Here is a 16,446-nt window from a genome sequence, read left to right as displayed (position 1 = left end):
TGGCTTTTCTCTGGCTTGAGACTTACAAAGCTTCCGCAGCTTCTGTCTTTTTACTGGCAAGAACTTGATCCTGCCCAGTATCAGTTCTGCTCACTCTAGTTTTACGCCCAAACAATCTCTGCACCACTACAAAGAACAGCGGTATAAAGAAGATTCCCAGCAGCGTGCCCACAACCATTCCCCCCAGTACCCCGGTTCCAATCGCACGCTGTGCGCCAGAACCTGCACCAGTGGCTATCGCCAGTGGAAGAACCCCCAAGCCAAAAGCCAAAGAAGTCATCAGGATAGGGCGCAGGCGATCACGAACTGCACGCATGGTCGCTTCCACCAGTTCCATTCCGTTTTCCAGGTTTTGCTTGGCAAACTCCACAATCAGAATGGCGTTCTTACTGGTCAAGCCGACAGTGGTCAGCATAGCTACCTGGAAATAGATATCCCTCTCCATGCCGCGCAAACTGTTGGCAAGCACTGCGCCTAGGATACCGAGCGGCGCCATCAACAATACGGCGGTCGGTACTGTCCAGCTCTCATAGAGAGCGGCAAGACACAAGAATACAATAAGTAATGACAGGGTATAGAGCAGTGGTGTTTGTGCACCGGCAGCGCGCTCTTGATAGGAAAGGCCACTCCACTCAACACCAACCCCAGCTGGCAATTGCGCTACCAAGCTCTCCACTTCTGCCATGGCCTCGCCAGAACTGACCCCCGCTGCTGCCTGACCATTGATCTGCATGGAGGGCACACCGTTATAGCGTTCCAAACGGGGAGATCCATATTCCCAGGAAAAACTGGCAAAGGAAGATAGAGGCACCATATCGCCTTTATCATTGCGCACGGACCAAAGCTGGAAGTCTTCCGGCACCATGCGATATGGCGCATCCGCCTGCATATAAACCCACTTGACCCGGCCGCGATCGATAAAATCATCAATATAGGAGCCACCCCAAGCGGTACTCAGCGCGCTGTTAATATCGGCAATAGACAAGCCGAGGGTCGCAGCTTTGGCATTGTCGATTTTCACTCGAAATTGCGGCGTGTCCTCCTGGCCATTGGGACGTACGTTAGACAGTAACTTACTCTGCCCGGCCATCCCCAAGAATTGGTTGCGGGCAGCAGTCAGTGCTTCGTGCCCCAGGTTGCCGTTATCTTTTAAGTAAAAGTTAAAGCCACCAGAAGAACCCAACTCTGGCAGAGGCGGCGGTGCAAAGGCAAAAGCCATGGCATCTTTAATTTGCATCAGCGCGCCCATAGCACGCATGGCTACTGCGCCAGCACTTTGCGACTCTTCTTCCCGCTCAGACCAGTCTTCCATATTCACAAAGGCGATACCGGTATTCTGGCCGCTACCGGCAAAGCTAAAGCCCTGCACCGAAAATACTGACTTCACAGTGCCCTGCTCATTATCCAGGAATTGATCTTCCACTTTGCGGATAGATTCCATGGTGCGTTCCTGGGTCGCGCCCACGGGTGCCTGCACCATAGAGAAGAGCACACCCTGGTCTTCATCGGGCAGGAAGGAGCTGGGCAAACGCAGGAATAAAAAGGCCATCACAGCGGAAAGGGCCACAAACAACAGCATAAAGCGGCCGCTACGTTTTAGAATGCCCTGCACTCCGCCCTGGTAGCGCCGACTGCCGCGCTCAAAGTTGCGATTGAACCAACCGAAGAAGCCTTTCTCACCGTGGCTTTCCCCTTTTGAAAGTGGTTTCAGCAAGGTGGCACATAGTGCGGGGGTCAGGATAATCGCCACTAATACAGACAAGGCCATGGCAGCAACAATAGTTGCTGAGAACTGCCGGTAAATTACGCCAGTGGCGCCATCCATAAATGCCATTGGCACAAACACCGCCGACAGCACGACACCAATTCCGATCAATGCCGGGGTAATCTGGTGCATGGATTTTTTAGTGGCTTCCTTTGGCGATAAGCCCTCTTCGCGCATCACCCGTTCTACATTTTCCACCACCACAATAGCGTCGTCCACTAGCAGGCCAATGGCCAATACCATAGCGAACATTGTGAGCATATTGACCGAGAAGCCCAGTGCTGCGAGTACGGCAAAGGTACCCAACAGCACCACCGGTACTGCGATTGTAGGGATCAGGGTTGCACGGAAATTCTGCAGGAACAAATACATCACCAGGAAGACCAGCACAATCGCTTCAATCAATGTACTGATCACGCCTTTAATGGAGACCTCCACAAAGGGCGTGGTATCAAATGGTACGACCGAAGTAAGCCCCCGAGGGAAGAAAGGCTCCAGTTCTTTGAGCTTCGCTTTCACGCCTTCGGCGGTGTCCAGTGCGTTGGCACCGGTGGCCAGGTTAATGGCGATACCGGTAGCCGGCTGGCGATTGTAGCGGGAGATAAATTCATAATTCTCTGCTCCCAACTCAACGCGGGCGACATCGCCAAGCCGCAGTATGGAGCCATCATCATTGGCTCGTACCACGATTTCCCGGAACTGTTGCGGGGTTTGCAGGCGCTCCTGGGAGGTAATAGAGGCATTGAGTTGCTGCCCTGGCACCGCCGGTGCGCCACCAAGGCTGCCCACTGTGACCTGGGCATTTTGGGCCCGTACCGCCGCGGCTACATCATTCGGTGTCAAATCGTAAGTAGTCAGCTTGTTGGGATCGAGCCAGATACGCATTGCATATTTGGAGCCGAACACCTGCACATTACCGACACCTGGCACCCGGCTAACCGGGTCCACAATCGCTGAGTTGATGTAATCGGCAATGTCGTTGCGGTTCATACTGCCGTCTTCGGAGACAAAACCTGCAACCATCAAGAAGCCACCACGGGACTTACTGACATTGACCCCTTGTAACTGCACCTCTTGGGGCAACAGCGGCATTGCCAGCTGTACTTTGTTTTGGACTTGCACCTGTGCGGTATCAGGGTCGGTACCATTCTCAAACGTAAGGGAGACAGACACACCACCGTTAGATTGACTGACAGCAGACATATAGAGAAGGCCATCGAGACCTTTCATATTCCGCTCCAGAATCTGCGTCACCGAATCTTCCACCACTTTGGCGGAGGCGCCGGGATAACTGGCCTCAATATTAATAGAGGGCGGTGCGATATTCGGATAGCGCTCCACCGCCAACTTGCTGATAGACAATGCACCTGCCAGCATGGTGATAATTGCCAGAACCCAGGCAAAGATGGGCCGGTTGATAAAAAAGCTCGCCATAACCCCTACCCTCAGGAACCCTGATCAGCGGCAGTGTCGCCGTCACCAGCTACTTCAGGTACCTGTTTATCCTCACGTTCACTAGGCTGCACCGGCGCACCGGGGCGAATTTTCTGCAATCCAGCCACTACGACACGGTCACCGGGCTCCAGCCCCTCTTCTACCAACCAGCGGTTACCGACTGTGCGACTGACCCGAACAGAGCGTTGGGCAACAATATTCTCTTCATTGACCACCATTGCCGAAGTGTTACCTTTCGGGTCCCTTGCAATACCTTGTTGAGGCACCAGAATGGCATTTTCCCGTACACCGCTACCCACTATCGCGCGCACGTACATGCCTGGCAGCAGCATATTGTCTGGATTGGGGACAACGACTCGCAGCAACACACTGCCAGTAGAGGGATCGACACTGGCTTCGGCAAACTCGAGCTTGCCTTGATGTTCAAACTCACTGCCATCTTCCAGCAAAATCTTAACTGGCAGATTTGTGGCATCTGCCAATGTACCCGCCTGGAGGGCCCGACGCAGGCTGACCAGCTCTGCTGCGGACTGGGTAACATCCACATAGATGGGGTCCAGCTGTTGCACAGTGGCCAAAGTTGCGGCCTGATTGGCCGCTACCAAGGCACCCTGAGTGACACTGGATTTACCAATACGGCCAGTAATCGGCGAGGTAATCTGGGCATAGTCCAGCTGGATCTCGGCTCGGTGTAACTCCGCCCTGGCAGCAGCAACAGAGGCGCGGGCTTCCTGCAAGTCTGCCTCCGCGACATCATTCTCCTGCTTGCTGACAGCGCCACTCTTAACAAGGCCTGCGGTACGCTCAGCCTTGAGGCGGGCGATATTCATAGCCGCATTTGCCCCCTGTAATTTAGCGCGCGCACTATCCACATCCGCTTGGTAAATGGCGTCATCCAGCTGATAAAGTGGCTGATTTGCATCGACACGCCCACCTTCACGGAACAATTGCTGTTTTATGATGCCATTTACCTGTGGACGAACTTGCGCCACCTTGAAAGGTGAAGTGCGACCAGGCAGCTCTCTGGTAAGCGTAACCGGCTCGGTTTCCAGCGTAACCACAGTCACCTGTGGCGCCGGCATCGGTGGCGCAGCGGTTCTTTCATCACAAGCGGCAAGCAATGCACTAGTGATCAAAAGACTGATAAACGCTTTTTTATTGAGCATGGTTACCTCGATCAGGGCTGACGGCCTGGATACTGCGGTCAGTTCGGGAGAAAAAGAGATGGTGACAGGAAGGTCTAACTCCAATGGCCACGCATTTTATGTGTAGTGATGAAATCCGATCAACTATTCATCAGCGCATGAATATCGACTAACATGCACTTTTACCCAGTGTTTTCAAGGGTTTGCACTAAAGTCTCATTTGTTTTCATGCGGCGAACAGCCGTGAATATGCGGTCAAATGAGGCGATTACGATAATGAAGAAGCTGCATTGCCCATGGCTAAATATAGAGAAGAGCAAATACTTAACACCCGAGAGCGTATCTTAGACGCCGCGATTCGTGTTTTTCACGAATCTGGCGTCACCCACGCCTCCCTAACGGCAGTCGCGGAGCTTGCCGGAGTCACTCGTGATTCCCTGCATAGCCATTTCCGCGACAGAGTTGGGCTACTCAACGCTCTAACCGAGCGCATGCGCCTGCCCGGTGAAGACCTCTGCGCGGCGGCCGGTGATGAGTTGAAGAGAGACCCTCTAGGCACCCTTCGTACCCGCTGGATATGGCTATTTGATGAGATTGCCTGCAATGATGAATGGCAGCGCTTGCTGGAGATTATCTTCCTGCCATGTGACCCAATCAGTGAAGTATGCGAGTCCACTCACCGTATTAAGCAAGGCCGTACAGAGCGGCTGGAGCGAATGGGAGAATTGTTGGAGATTGCACTATCAGCCGGTCAATTACCTCCTGACCTGGATCTGAAACTGGCCCAACAAATGCTTCACGGAGGCCTTTTTGGTGTTCTGGAAGACTGGCTTCTTTCTCCACGCTTTGTAGACCTTGGCGACTTAGGTGAACATTATTTTGATGCTCTCCTAGATATGATTCGCTTCTCCCCAGAACTGCGTCTAAACAGGCAGCAAGCACGAACTTTGCACTGAGCAGTGTATTGAGCAAATTCGAATTTTCTTCCTATTGGGGCAAGTCAACTAACTGCGGCTTGCTCCAAGAAGACAATCAGCCGAGTTTACTTTTCGAATCTACTAATTGTGCACCGCTCGCATCTCTTACTGCATAATTAAAACCCGGGTGAATACAGTGAGCACCGTAATTACCGACTTTATCTAAAGCCAGGAAACCCACCTGGAACTTCTTATAGTCCCCCAGCTTGCGCGCAATACGCTCCACCGCCTCACGACAGGCTTCCTCCGGTGTATAGCCATGACGCATCAGCTCCACTACTTGATGGCAACCGACAGTCTTAATCATTAGCTCGCCCATACCCGTGGCAGTAGCCGCACCCACTTCATTGTCGACATAGAGTCCGGCACCGATAATCGGCGAGTCCCCTACCCGCCCATGCATCTTGAAAGCCGCGCCACTAGTGGTGCAGGCACCTGAGAGATTGCCGTCCTGGTCCACGGCTAAGATGCCGATAGTATCGTGGTTTTCTCTATTGATTACCGGCTGGTACCGGGACTCGCGTTTCCACTCACGCCAGGCGGCTTCAGCTTTTGGAGTTAACAGGTTCTCAATGTCAAACCCCTGTTCAACTGCAAAACGCTGTGCGCCCTCGCCGACCAACATTACATGTGGAGTTTCCCCCATCACCTTTCGCGCAACCGAGATGGGATGCTTGATACCCTGTAAAAAAGCCACTGAACCACAATTTTGTTTGTCATCCATAATGCAGGCATCAAGAGTCACTACACCATCGCGATCGGGAAAACCGCCATAGCCAACACTGGTTACCTGCGGGTCAGCTTCCGGCACCCGAGCACCTGCCTCTACGGCATCCAAAGCCCTGCCACCCCCTGTGAGAACCTGCCAAGCTGCCTCATTGGCTGGGCCCCCATGGTTCCAGGTTGATATGACTACGGGCTTTTTTCCCTTCTTCGTATAACGCCTTGCCATAGCTGCCGCTGAAGGTGTTGCCATGGCGCCAGCAGTGCCCAGGAAGGAGTATTTCAGGAATTTTCTTTTGCTGATCACAATGATTTGTCTCAAATGGAAAGCGCACAGAGACATTACTGTATCTGTGCGCCGAAGTTATGGCGGGATCAGAAGCTGTAAGTCAGCCCCATATAGGCGCGGCGACCTGAGTAGGAGGAACCCAAGACTCTGTTTTCTTCACCCCAATATCTATCCACCTTCTCTTCGGTGAGATTAATAATGGAGGCAGTGAGAGTAAGGTTTTCCATCAAACTATAAGAAGCATTAACATCAAGCTGATTATACTCATCAGTAAACGTATTCACGCCGTTGCTATAGCCATCCGCATAGGCGCTGCGATAGTTGTAAGAGGCTCTCACACTGAAAAGGTCATTCTCGTAGTACACCGAAAGGTTGTATTGATCTTTAGAGGTACCCGCAATTTCTGTTTTGATTGTTTCACCGCTTTCGAGGTCAAGATTGGCCAGTTCTGTGTCCGTATAGGTGTAGTTGGCAAAAACCCCAAAACCGTTATCAAAGGCATATTGCACAAACAGCTCGGCACCCTGAGCGGTGGCATCGGTGCCATTAACAGGCATCGACATATTTACATTCCAAATTTCACCGTCGATTTCCCTGGTTACTAGGGAGCTGCCGTTAATGACGAATGATGCAATATCCTTCCTGAACAGGGTTACTCCCATTGCGGAAGCATCGTCGAAGTACCATTCCAGACCCAAATCAAACTGATCCGCTTTATAGGGTTCCAATTCGGAGTTCCCCGCAAATCCATCTCTTACGGTCGCTCCTGGCAATGGGGCGTGTATTGATTCAGAGCCACCGAGGTCATCATAATTAACTCGAGCGACAACCCTTGCGAGGGCTGCACGCATTACTAAATCATCGTTAATATCCCAAGCGATATTGGCGCTTGGCAAAAAATCGGTGTTAATGCTATCGCGAATATTGGGCTCATCTTGCAAAACGCCATCAATGTTGTCGTAGGTTCGGGCATATTGCTTGGTCTGCACCGCGCGAACACCAAAATTACCGCGCAAAGTGGCAGAAGCAAAATTCTGCTGTACATAGGCCGCAGTCACCTCCTCACCGATGCGATAGTCCTGGTCCCGTTCTACGATCACTGTAGGATCACCATAAGTCTCATAGAGAAACTCTTTTAGCTTCTCGAACTCCAGGTAGGCAAAGTTGGGCACTTTTACACCGCCAATGATATTATCGAGTGGGCCACTAGAAAGGATATCGATCGTATCCGGAACGCCATTAGGGTCGGTGTGGAAAGAATCGTCCGGCCACCAGGGATAACAAAGACCATCTTTACCGTCTTCATTCGGCCAGTTAATAGTCGGACACGGCGGGTTATCATCATCCCAAGCTTGTTTAGTAATGCGTCGGTTAATTTCGTGGTCGCGGTATTTAAGTCCTACATCAAGGGAGGTCAGCCAGCCGTAATCCATATCGATAGATACATCTAGCTGGTAGTAGTTTTCATCATCCTCACTACTGGTCCAGTGCGAAGAAAACCAATCGTATAAGGGGTAAGTATTGGGGTCTCCCAGATCGGCACTGGTATCTATCTCTGCAGTACCACTGCTTAGGTCCCAGCTCCAGTCAGTCACAGTGCCATAGCGAGAGTTTACTGAGGCAAACAATTTCTCAGAAGGTCCGCCCTCCGCACTGGTGCTGCCCAGTACCAATCGCACGATATAGCCATCACCTTGGTAAATAGCATTAAAATCCAAGGTATCTGACACATATTCAGCTCGCGTGTAGTCACCAGCGACTTGAGGAGACTGCAATTCGGCCTGTCCTCTGTCCAACATGCCAATACCGAGTAAGGTATCGCCATCCTCGTCAAATTTAAGGCTACCGGGTGCAACTGCATCACCATAGTTCCACTCTGGAAATACAATACGGTAATTCTCTGAGTTGCCACCCTGCTCAAAGCGAAAATAATTGACACCCAGCTCAAGTTGTTCAACCGGACGCCACTGAGCACTGAGCTGAATTCCCTCGCGGGTACGCTCCTCTTCAAAAACGCTGCCCACTACGGCTCTGGGGGCATAGAAATCCCGGTACTCATTACCATCGATATCTACCATAGCCCCCCTGGCCTCTACGCCATCGTGCGGCTTTTCATCACCTTGCCATCCCCAGTTTTCAGTGGTGGTGCTAATCACCCGGTTCTGACGGTCCTGCTTGGAGTAACCAACTAATACACCAAAGGTTTCCCGATCATTTTTCCATGAGTAAAAACCCGTGTATTGTGGCTCATACTTCTCAGTGACATCCGCGTAAGTTGTTTCAACCGATAGCATGCCCTCTCCCGCGTCCAGATCCAGAGGTTTGCGGGTATGCAAAATGACAGTACCACCGATTCCGCCTTCATCCAGCTTTGCCTCAGGGCTCTTATAAACATCTGTACGGGCAATCATTGTTGCGGGCAACAAGGAATAATCTAGCGAGCGTGATGGCTCATCGCCCGGAGTGGCAATATAGTTACCGTTAAGTTGAGTGAAAGTAAGTTCTGGGGCTGTACCACGAATACTTACCCTGGCGCCCTCACCACCACTACGGACAATAGAGACTCCCGGTACCCGCTGTAAGGCATCAGCTACGTTTTTATCGGGGAACTTGCCAATATCTTCAGCGGTAATTGAGTCCACCACCGCATTGGAAAAACGCTTTACATCGAGGTTTTTCTCCATGCTCTGTCGAATGCCCAATACCTCTACTTCTTCAAGCGCCAAGCTTTCTTTTTGGGCTTCCTCGGTATTTTGCGCCTGTGCCATACCGACGACACTGCATAACACCAGTGCACTGGCGGATGTACGAAGTAATTCCGTCCTGCGGTTTTCTTTTTGGGTTTTCTCTTTCATAGCTAAGCATCACTTTTATTATAATTTTTGAGCCTTCCGTGCACCCTCTAAACTCGGCATACCCTCTTACCAAGTCTTCGGAATAAGCCCGGTTTCAGATCTATCCATCCCTGGCTTACTTTTATAGGCAACCCCTTTCCCAGGGGGTTGCCTTAAACGGTTATCAGCTTTCTAAGCCGAGTCGTTTTAATACTTCAGGCGGTGCGCCAGGGAAGCTGGCCATAGGCCTATTGCCTACGTAGCCAATATCCGCCATGCCTTCCTCGGTGGTGTAGAAGGCGGTAGATACAAGAACTCGCACCTTGGCAAAGAAACGTGCACCGGCTTGGAATTCTGGCTTCGCGGTGCGAGTCCATTTGATGTCCTCACAAATGGCAATTTTTTGAGATGCATTCAGCTCGACAAATGGGCCTTGGTACCTGCGCCTGGACTCTCCCTCGAGCCAGACTACCCCTCCGCGAATAGTGACAAGGTCCGCCTTATTGTTGGAATAAGGTGCGCTGACATATTCATTGATGTAATGGTGTGCACCTACTGAAGAAGCGCTCGGTGAAATTTCATCTGCAGGTATAATCACATCGCAAAGCGCTGCAAGTACCGCCAGCTCACGCGCATCTAATTGCATTTCCCATGGTACGACGGGGTTAAGCAGATCAGGATCTGTTGGTGTACCCCTGGCTAAAGTTTGTTTAGGCGCATCCAGACTTTTAACGGCTGGTTTCGTTGCCGGTTTGTCTTGCTTCAACTCAACTTTTGGTGCTGCTTTCTCAGAACAACCGATTACTGGGACCGCAGCCGCAGTAGTAGCAATCAAACGCAGGGCATTACGGCGGCTCAGGTTTGTTTTATCCTTGCTCATATCAAATGTTCCTCCTTTTAAACTGGTCCACAATGTAGTCACAGGTACGCCAAGCCAGCGCCATAATGGTTAGGGTTGGGTTTTTATCGGCATTGGAAACGAAGGGAGCGCCGTCGGTTAAAAAGAGGTTCGGAACCTCCCAAGACTGGCAGTAAGGATTGAGTACAGAATCTCTTGAGTTGGAGCCCATTCGCGCAGTGCCAACTTCATGAATAATCGCACCACCGTTGATAATGGCCTTGGCACCATCGGTCTGTACCGTTGTGGTCACATTGCCGCCCATACCCTCAATAATTTCGGCGAAGGTTTTGTGCATGTGGGCAGCCTGATTGAGCTCCTGGTCACTCCACTTCCAGTGGAATTTCAGAACCGGGATACCCCACTGGTCAACTTGGTCCTTGTCGATTTCACAGTAACTATCATCATTAGGGATCATTTCCCCACGACCATCGAACCAGACAAAGGAACCGTAGTAACGTCGGCAGGCCTGTTTCAGATCTTTACCATAGGCACCTTCGGTAAAATCACCCATACCACCGAAGGCACCGGCTCCAGGCATACTGCGGCCACCACCGAATTCAATGTGATAACCGCGCGCAAAATTCAGATCTCCGCGCAACTGCTCTTTATATAGCCACCACGGCATATACATATGCATTGCCGACGCGCCGTCTTCGTTATGGGCGGGCATATTTTCCAGGGCTGGAATTTGACCACCCACTCCCGCACCCACAGTATCCATCAGGTATTTACCTACAACACCACTGCCGTTGGCGAGACCGTCTGGGAATAAGGTACTTTTTGAATTGAGAAGAATGCGGGATGTCTCGGCGGCACTGGCCGCGATGACTACGGCGCGGGCACTGGCAAACTTTTCCTGGCGGGTGATTTTATCAATGTAAACCACCCCGTTGGCTTTGCCTCTCTTATTAACGGTAACTTCGCGCACCATCGCGTCAGTGATGATGTCTAGGTTGCCTGTAGCCAACGCAGGAGGCAGTAGTACTGTGGTGGACTGGAAATTTGCCTTAATGGAACAACCGCGACCACAGGGTGTGGCCCAAAAACAGGCTGCGCGGGATTTCATCGATTCGCGGGTTACATCCTGGGCAAGCTTGTTATCGGGGAACAGTTTCTGCGGAATATTTTCATGGTCGAGGCGCTCACTGAGAATCGCCAAGTGTGAGGGGATCACGGGGATACCCAGCTTATCACAAGCTTTTTTCGCTAGCAGTTCATAAGCACGGGGGTTAGGGGGCGGCAATAATACGCCGTCGGAAGAGTCCGGAGTATTTTCCAATCCCTCATTGGTGCCGTAGACACCAATAAGCATCTCGGTTTTATCGTAGTAGGGTGCCAGGTCTTGGTAGCTGATGGGCCAGTCAAAGCCGAGCCCATCCCTTGAGTAGGGCTTAAAGTCGTATTCACCCATACGCAGGGAAATACGCCCCCAATGGTTCGTGCGGCCACCCAGCATACGCGCTCGCCACCAGTCAAAACGTCGACCTTTCTCTCGAGATCCCTGGGTATAGGGCTCGCCGGGTACCTGCCAGCCACCATCCACTGTCGCATCGTAAAAGCCGAACGGCTTTTCCGGCGTACTACCACCGCGCAGGGGTGCGTCTTTGGGCAAATTAAACATAGGGGTTTCTTTGACCGGGTCGTAGGATCGCCCTGCTTCAAGCAGCAGTACCTTTAAACCGGCTGTGGCCAGCACATAGGCAGCCATGCCGCCCCCAGCGCCAGAGCCGACTATTAAGGCGTCGTACTCTTTATTCTCGATATCTTCACTCGCCATAACATCTCTCCTACATGATCATTTATTTTTCTTCTGACCGGCTAAATTCTATCAATTTGAGATATTTTCCTGTAACCGGTTTCATTTTTAGGATATTTTTCTGCCTTCTTTGGGCGTTAATAAAGTCTAAATGTAAAATTTTTTAGTGCTGGAGTCTGATTTCTTAAAAAAACCAGACATTAAAGTACATATTTTCACGTCTGGATAAATTAAAAATATGTAACCGGTTACATTCGAAACTAAATTTTATCGATTTTTTCATTTAGTTGCGCGGACAGCTCCACCCTCCTGCCAAGCTGCTCAAGCAGCTGCTTAGTTGCCAAGATTCCATGGTCCTCATCTCCCGGCCCTTCAAACTCAATGCCGATATAGCCTCGATAACCCGCATCGCGAATGATCCGTAACATCCGAGCAAAATCCGTATTGATTTCAATTCCCGCTGAATCGAACTCAAAGCTTTTGGCACTGATACCCTGGGCGAACGGCATTAGTTGCTGAACCCCCAAATAGCGATCGTAATCTCCAAAGTTTCCAAAATCCGGCAAGCTGCCACAATTGGACATATCTACACGTTGAAGGACTTGTGACAACCACTCACCGTTCGATGAGTAGCCACCATGGTTCTCAACAATCACGTTAATATTAAAATCCCGGGCGAATTCCGAAAGCGCGCGCAGTCCCTCAACAGCAGCCTTACCCACTTCTTCGCGGCTCCCCTGCCCTGCGGCATTGACACGTACAGAGTGACAATTGAGGTACTTAGCCGCTTCGACCCATTTGTAATGGTTCTCTATGGCCTGCTTTCTCTTGCCTTTATCGGGGTCGCCTAGGTCGCCTTCGCCATCAACCATAATCAACAGGCTGCGAACATTATGGTCTTCTGCTCTAGCCTTCATTGCAGCGAGAAACTTCAAGTCCTTTGCCTGATCCTTAAAGAACTGATTGACATACTCAACCGCTTCAATGCCAAAGACTTTGCGTGTTTTTACTGGAAAGTCCAGAACCTTGAGAGCTCCACTTCGCAGTTGCCGATGCAGGGACCACTGGGCTAATGAGATTTTAAAAAAGCGTTCACTTGCAGCGCTGTGGCTAAGATGACTGAACCCAATAAGGGGGGCAGCAAGCCCCAAAGCTGCCAGCCTTGCACTATTTGCCAAAAACCGCCTTCTATTGATAGTCATTGCCGCCCTCCTATTTGGGAAACCTCAGCAGCAGATTTTGAGGGAGATTCTGCAGAGAAGCCTTCTTCTCCGTTATCCTTTAAAGAGCGGCGAAAGCCACTGATTGCTCCCCCCAGGTCTTCTCCCATACGACGAATCTTGCCGCCGCCAAACAGTAAAACTGCAAGCACCAGTACTATCAGGATTTGCCAGAGACTGATTCCTGAAATACCCATGAGCTTATAGCTCCCGGATTTTTATATTGCGATACCAGACTTTGTCACCATGATCCTGCAAAGCGATATAGCCGCTTTCAGAGCGTGCGAAATCTGGATAATTCGAAAACTTGCTGCCCGCCAAACGCTTGCCCCAATCCTCGGACCAAAGCTCGTAGCTAACAATCTTGTTGCCATTCAACCAATGTTCGACCTTTCCGCTCTCTACGCGTATACGAGTGTGATTAAACTGCCCCGCAGGTTTGACACTCTCTTCACTGGGCGCATACATATCAAACACCGAACCGGCGCTGTGGCTTGGCTTTTCCAGGTTGGGAAACGCAGTATTGTCCAACACCTGGTATTCCATGCCACTCATCCAAACTGGCGCATCTCCATCAGCGACACGATAAATAATGCCACTGTTGCCGCCCTCAGAAATTTTCCACTCCAGCTGCAATTCAAAATCCTCGAATTGTTCAGCTGTTACCAGATCCCCAGCCCCTCCGGCGGTCAAGACCAGATTGCCATTAACAACCTGCCAGGCCTCTCCAATTTGTGAGCCATTTGTGCCGGTCCAGCCTTGTAACGTTTCTCCATCAAACAGGTAACGCCACTCTCCGTCCGCTTGTTGGACATTCGATTCGGGCACCCGCTCGCAACCTGCAGCTCCCAGCATCACTGCTGCAATCACTAGGGATAGTTTGGATCTGGCTTTAGTAAGGTTTTTCATCATTATTATCTCCACACCTAACGCTGTAATCTAATCAATACGGCTCTTTTAAGGGCAAGAGTCCATGGGAATCTGCAGCCCTCACTTGTCCGAACAAGGACCTGTACTTTCCCGTTCCACCAGCTCAAAGGGCAAAATAGTCCGGCTGGATTTCAATGGCTTGCCATCGATAATCAATCGCAGCGTTTCCATTGCGTAACGGCCTAACTCCTCTGCGGGCTGGTTGATCGTAGTCAAAGGCGGATCTGTGAATTGGGAGAATTCAATGTTATCGAATCCTGTAACAGACACATTTTCCGGCACCCTGAGGCCCATTCTCTTCACTTGGTGCACAGCACCAATTGCCATCTCATCGTTCATACAAAAAATGGCAGTCGGCCGCTGGGGGGTCGATAGCAAAGCCTCTGCGCCTTTCTGCCCAGAGGTCATCGTGAATTCCCCATGAACGACCATTTCAGGATCAAGTTCTAACCCACGTTTTTTTAGCGCCTCGGAAAATCCGGACAGCCTGTCTCGCACTATAGGGCTTTGCGAGGGCCCGGTAATAACCCCGATGCGACGGTGCCCCATCTCCATCAAGTGCCGCGCGACTTCCTGGGCAGCACCATGGTTATCCAACTCCACCACTGGATAACGATCATCTTCTGCTATTCGCTCACAGGCATTCACTAACGGAACAGATGCTGCCAGGTTTGTGTCCTTCTCTGCGAATGGATAGCGACTACCAAGCTGGATAACGCCGTCCGCTTGGTTGGTTAGCGCCATACCTGCATAAAATTGTTCATTGCTGGAATCCCCTTTTGTGTCCCCCAGCAGCACCGAATAGCCTTGGTCCTGAGCAGCTTTCTCAATCCCGCGAATGACCCGGGAAAAGAATGGATTGGCTATATTGGGAACCAAAACCATCACTGCGTATGACTTTCCCGAACTGAAGTTCCGCGCAAGGAGGTTCGGCCGGTAGCCCGCCTCCTCTACAGCCTTTAGCACCCGTTCTCTGGTTCGCGGAGAGACCATCTGCGGATCTTTCAGTGTCCGGGATACGGTCGCGACCGATACGCCGGAGCGGCGTGCAACTTCGCGAATGTTTGACATAATTTCCTGCTAATTACTTATTAGAAGCGAGTTATTTTCGCACAGACGGATACCATCTACGGATTCCCCACTGAAACGGCGGCTTCTGATTTGCTAGCTGCTTGCCTTCGATCCCAAAGCCAAATAAAGGCAAAAATGGGGAGCAGGATAAGTGGCACTATAGCCAGTGACTGGAATGACTCAACAGAAGCGGTGGCTAATACCGCATCCAACTCATCCCCACTCAGCTTTTCAAAGGCCTCCAAGCCCCCCGCTGCCTCAATCTTGGCATTGTCAAAAATAGCGCCAAGCTTTGGCAAAACAAATTGGATAGACATACCACCGGCAAAACCCAGCAATCCCAGAAACAATGCCCCTCCGCGCACAAAACGCTCGGAGACTGTGGCCAGCATAGTGGGCCACATATAACAAACACCAATGCCCCAGACAGTCGCTGCCAAAAATGCAGTTACTGGCGTCCTAGCCATACCCAGGCAATAGAGCCCAATTGCTGCAAGGAGACTGCTTAACCATAGAAGTCCAATAGGAGACAGTTTCTTTGCCAGCCGTCCGGCAAAGTGGCGCATCACAAACATCAACATACTGACATAAACAAGGATAAGAATACCCTTCATGCCAACTACTCGGGATAGGGTCAGGTCTACCCACTGCCCAGGGGCCAGCTCGGTTGCGGCGGTCAGCCACATGCACACCCACAGCAGGATAAACATCGGCTGCTTGAATACCTCTTTAAACATTTCGCCATAACTGATACCGGAAGAAACCCGTTCAGTAACTGGGAAATCTGTTTTAGCCACAAGCCAAGCCATAACAACAGCCGGCAGTGCCAACACGACAAGGTTCAACTGCCAGGGAAGCTCGAGGGCAGAGATTGACAACCCCAGTAATCCTCCAACCACAATGCCCGCAGGCCACCAGGCATGTAGTACATTTAAACGTTGCGTTTTATTATCTGGGTCGACTGCAGCAACCATAGGATTACTGGCTGCCTCCACGGCACCCCAGCCCAAGCCTGTCAGTAACAGGCCGGCTAGTACCAGATTCTCTACTCCCTCCCCAGGAGCCACAAAAGAGGCAGCAATAATAAGCAAACTGCCCAATACATAGCCTATAGATGAGAGCATCAGCATTCGCTTGATACCGACCAAGTCCACAAGTGCGCTTCCAAATAACAAGGTGAGAGCAAAACCTGTGAAAGTGAAACCCAGGGCTTCACCAAGCATGGCGGTAGAGTTGGCAAGATCAATAGGATCGTAAATGTCGCTTTGGAGATCACCGGCGATTGAAGCCCTCACAGCAAATCCGAGGCCAATCATAAAAATCGAGAGGTTCCCCACAAGAAAGACATTCTTATGCAGGGATTTTGTCTGTGTACTCATC

The 16,446-nt window shown here is 51.0% G+C and carries 12 protein-coding genes; 1 reads left to right on the top strand and 11 read right to left on the bottom strand.

What is annotated here, in order from left to right:
- Positions 1-22: 22 nt before the first annotated feature.
- Entirely contained in the window at positions 23-3,199 is a 3,177-nt protein-coding gene (locus ACXAFI_RS08650) for an efflux RND transporter permease subunit (protein ID WP_475108475.1), read from the bottom strand.
- An 11-nt stretch (positions 3,200-3,210) separates the two neighbouring features.
- The gene (locus tag ACXAFI_RS08645) at positions 3,211-4,470 is read right to left on the bottom strand and encodes an efflux RND transporter periplasmic adaptor subunit (RefSeq protein WP_475108474.1); all 1,260 of its coding nucleotides are present in this window, start codon (positions 4,468-4,470) and stop codon (positions 3,211-3,213) included.
- A gap of 191 nt (positions 4,471-4,661) precedes the next feature.
- Between ACXAFI_RS08645 and ACXAFI_RS08640 the strand changes: the two genes are divergently transcribed.
- A complete protein-coding gene (locus ACXAFI_RS08640; RefSeq protein ID WP_444890341.1) occupies positions 4,662-5,321 on the top strand; it encodes a TetR family transcriptional regulator in 660 nt (219 codons plus the stop codon).
- Positions 5,322-5,397: 76 nt separating this feature from the next.
- On the opposite strand, the gene ACXAFI_RS08635 is transcribed toward ACXAFI_RS08640, so the two are convergent.
- From ACXAFI_RS08635 to ACXAFI_RS08595, 9 genes are all read right to left on the bottom strand, one after another.
- Complete coding sequence (locus tag ACXAFI_RS08635; RefSeq protein ID WP_475108473.1) at positions 5,398-6,372, bottom strand: isoaspartyl peptidase/L-asparaginase family protein; 975 nt, start codon at positions 6,370-6,372, stop codon at positions 5,398-5,400.
- 68 nt (positions 6,373-6,440) lie between these two features.
- Complete coding sequence (locus ACXAFI_RS08630; protein ID WP_475108472.1) at positions 6,441-9,209, bottom strand: TonB-dependent receptor; 2,769 nt, start codon at positions 9,207-9,209, stop codon at positions 6,441-6,443.
- A 163-nt stretch (positions 9,210-9,372) separates the two neighbouring features.
- Positions 9,373-10,068: a gluconate 2-dehydrogenase subunit 3 family protein gene (locus tag ACXAFI_RS08625; RefSeq protein ID WP_475108471.1), complete on the bottom strand. Its 696-nt coding sequence runs from the start codon at positions 10,066-10,068 to the stop codon at positions 9,373-9,375.
- A 1-nt stretch (position 10,069) separates the two neighbouring features.
- A complete protein-coding gene (locus ACXAFI_RS08620; RefSeq protein WP_475108470.1) occupies positions 10,070-11,866 on the bottom strand; it encodes a GMC family oxidoreductase in 1,797 nt (598 codons plus the stop codon).
- Positions 11,867-12,105: 239 nt separating this feature from the next.
- Positions 12,106-13,047, bottom strand: a complete 942-nt coding sequence (locus ACXAFI_RS08615) for a sugar phosphate isomerase/epimerase family protein (RefSeq protein ID WP_475108469.1) — start codon at positions 13,045-13,047, stop codon at positions 12,106-12,108.
- On the bottom strand, positions 13,044-13,262 hold the full coding sequence (locus ACXAFI_RS08610) for a twin-arginine translocase TatA/TatE family subunit (protein ID WP_475108468.1): 219 nt from the start codon (positions 13,260-13,262) through the stop codon (positions 13,044-13,046). The genes ACXAFI_RS08615 and ACXAFI_RS08610 overlap by 4 nt, the downstream gene beginning before the upstream one ends.
- A gap of 4 nt (positions 13,263-13,266) precedes the next feature.
- Positions 13,267-13,977, bottom strand: a complete 711-nt coding sequence (locus ACXAFI_RS08605; protein WP_475108467.1) for a 3-keto-disaccharide hydrolase — start codon at positions 13,975-13,977, stop codon at positions 13,267-13,269.
- A gap of 78 nt (positions 13,978-14,055) precedes the next feature.
- Complete coding sequence (locus ACXAFI_RS08600; RefSeq protein WP_475108466.1) at positions 14,056-15,066, bottom strand: LacI family DNA-binding transcriptional regulator; 1,011 nt, start codon at positions 15,064-15,066, stop codon at positions 14,056-14,058.
- 56 nt (positions 15,067-15,122) lie between these two features.
- Positions 15,123-16,445 carry an MFS transporter gene (locus tag ACXAFI_RS08595; RefSeq protein ID WP_475108465.1) on the bottom strand — a complete coding sequence of 441 codons (1,323 nt, stop codon included), beginning with the start codon at positions 16,443-16,445 and terminating at the stop codon, positions 15,123-15,125.
- Position 16,446: the final 1 nt, after the last annotated feature.

The sequence above is a fragment of the Microbulbifer sp. ABH2_005 genome, assembly GCF_056160005.1.
This window is presented reverse-complemented; position numbering and strand designations above follow the sequence as displayed.

What these genes read in the sequence shown, in the direction of transcription:
- ACXAFI_RS08650 (WP_475108475.1), bottom strand. Translation starts at nt 3,199, where the DNA reads ATGGCGAGCTTTTTTATCAACCGGCCCATCTTTGCCTGGGTTCTGGCA.
- ACXAFI_RS08640 (WP_444890341.1), top strand. Translation starts at nt 4,662, where the DNA reads ATGGCTAAATATAGAGAAGAGCAAATACTTAACACCCGAGAGCGTATC.
- ACXAFI_RS08630 (WP_475108472.1), bottom strand. Translation starts at nt 9,209, where the DNA reads ATGAAAGAGAAAACCCAAAAAGAAAACCGCAGGACGGAATTACTTCGT.
- ACXAFI_RS08625 (WP_475108471.1), bottom strand. Translation starts at nt 10,068, where the DNA reads ATGAGCAAGGATAAAACAAACCTGAGCCGCCGTAATGCCCTGCGTTTG.
- ACXAFI_RS08620 (WP_475108470.1), bottom strand. Translation starts at nt 11,866, where the DNA reads ATGGCGAGTGAAGATATCGAGAATAAAGAGTACGACGCCTTAATAGTC.
- ACXAFI_RS08615 (WP_475108469.1), bottom strand. Translation starts at nt 13,047, where the DNA reads ATGACTATCAATAGAAGGCGGTTTTTGGCAAATAGTGCAAGGCTGGCA.
- ACXAFI_RS08610 (WP_475108468.1), bottom strand. Translation starts at nt 13,262, where the DNA reads ATGGGTATTTCAGGAATCAGTCTCTGGCAAATCCTGATAGTACTGGTG.
- ACXAFI_RS08605 (WP_475108467.1), bottom strand. Translation starts at nt 13,977, where the DNA reads ATGATGAAAAACCTTACTAAAGCCAGATCCAAACTATCCCTAGTGATT.
- ACXAFI_RS08600 (WP_475108466.1), bottom strand. Translation starts at nt 15,066, where the DNA reads ATGTCAAACATTCGCGAAGTTGCACGCCGCTCCGGCGTATCGGTCGCG.
- ACXAFI_RS08595 (WP_475108465.1), bottom strand. Translation starts at nt 16,445, where the DNA reads ATGAGTACACAGACAAAATCCCTGCATAAGAATGTCTTTCTTGTGGGG.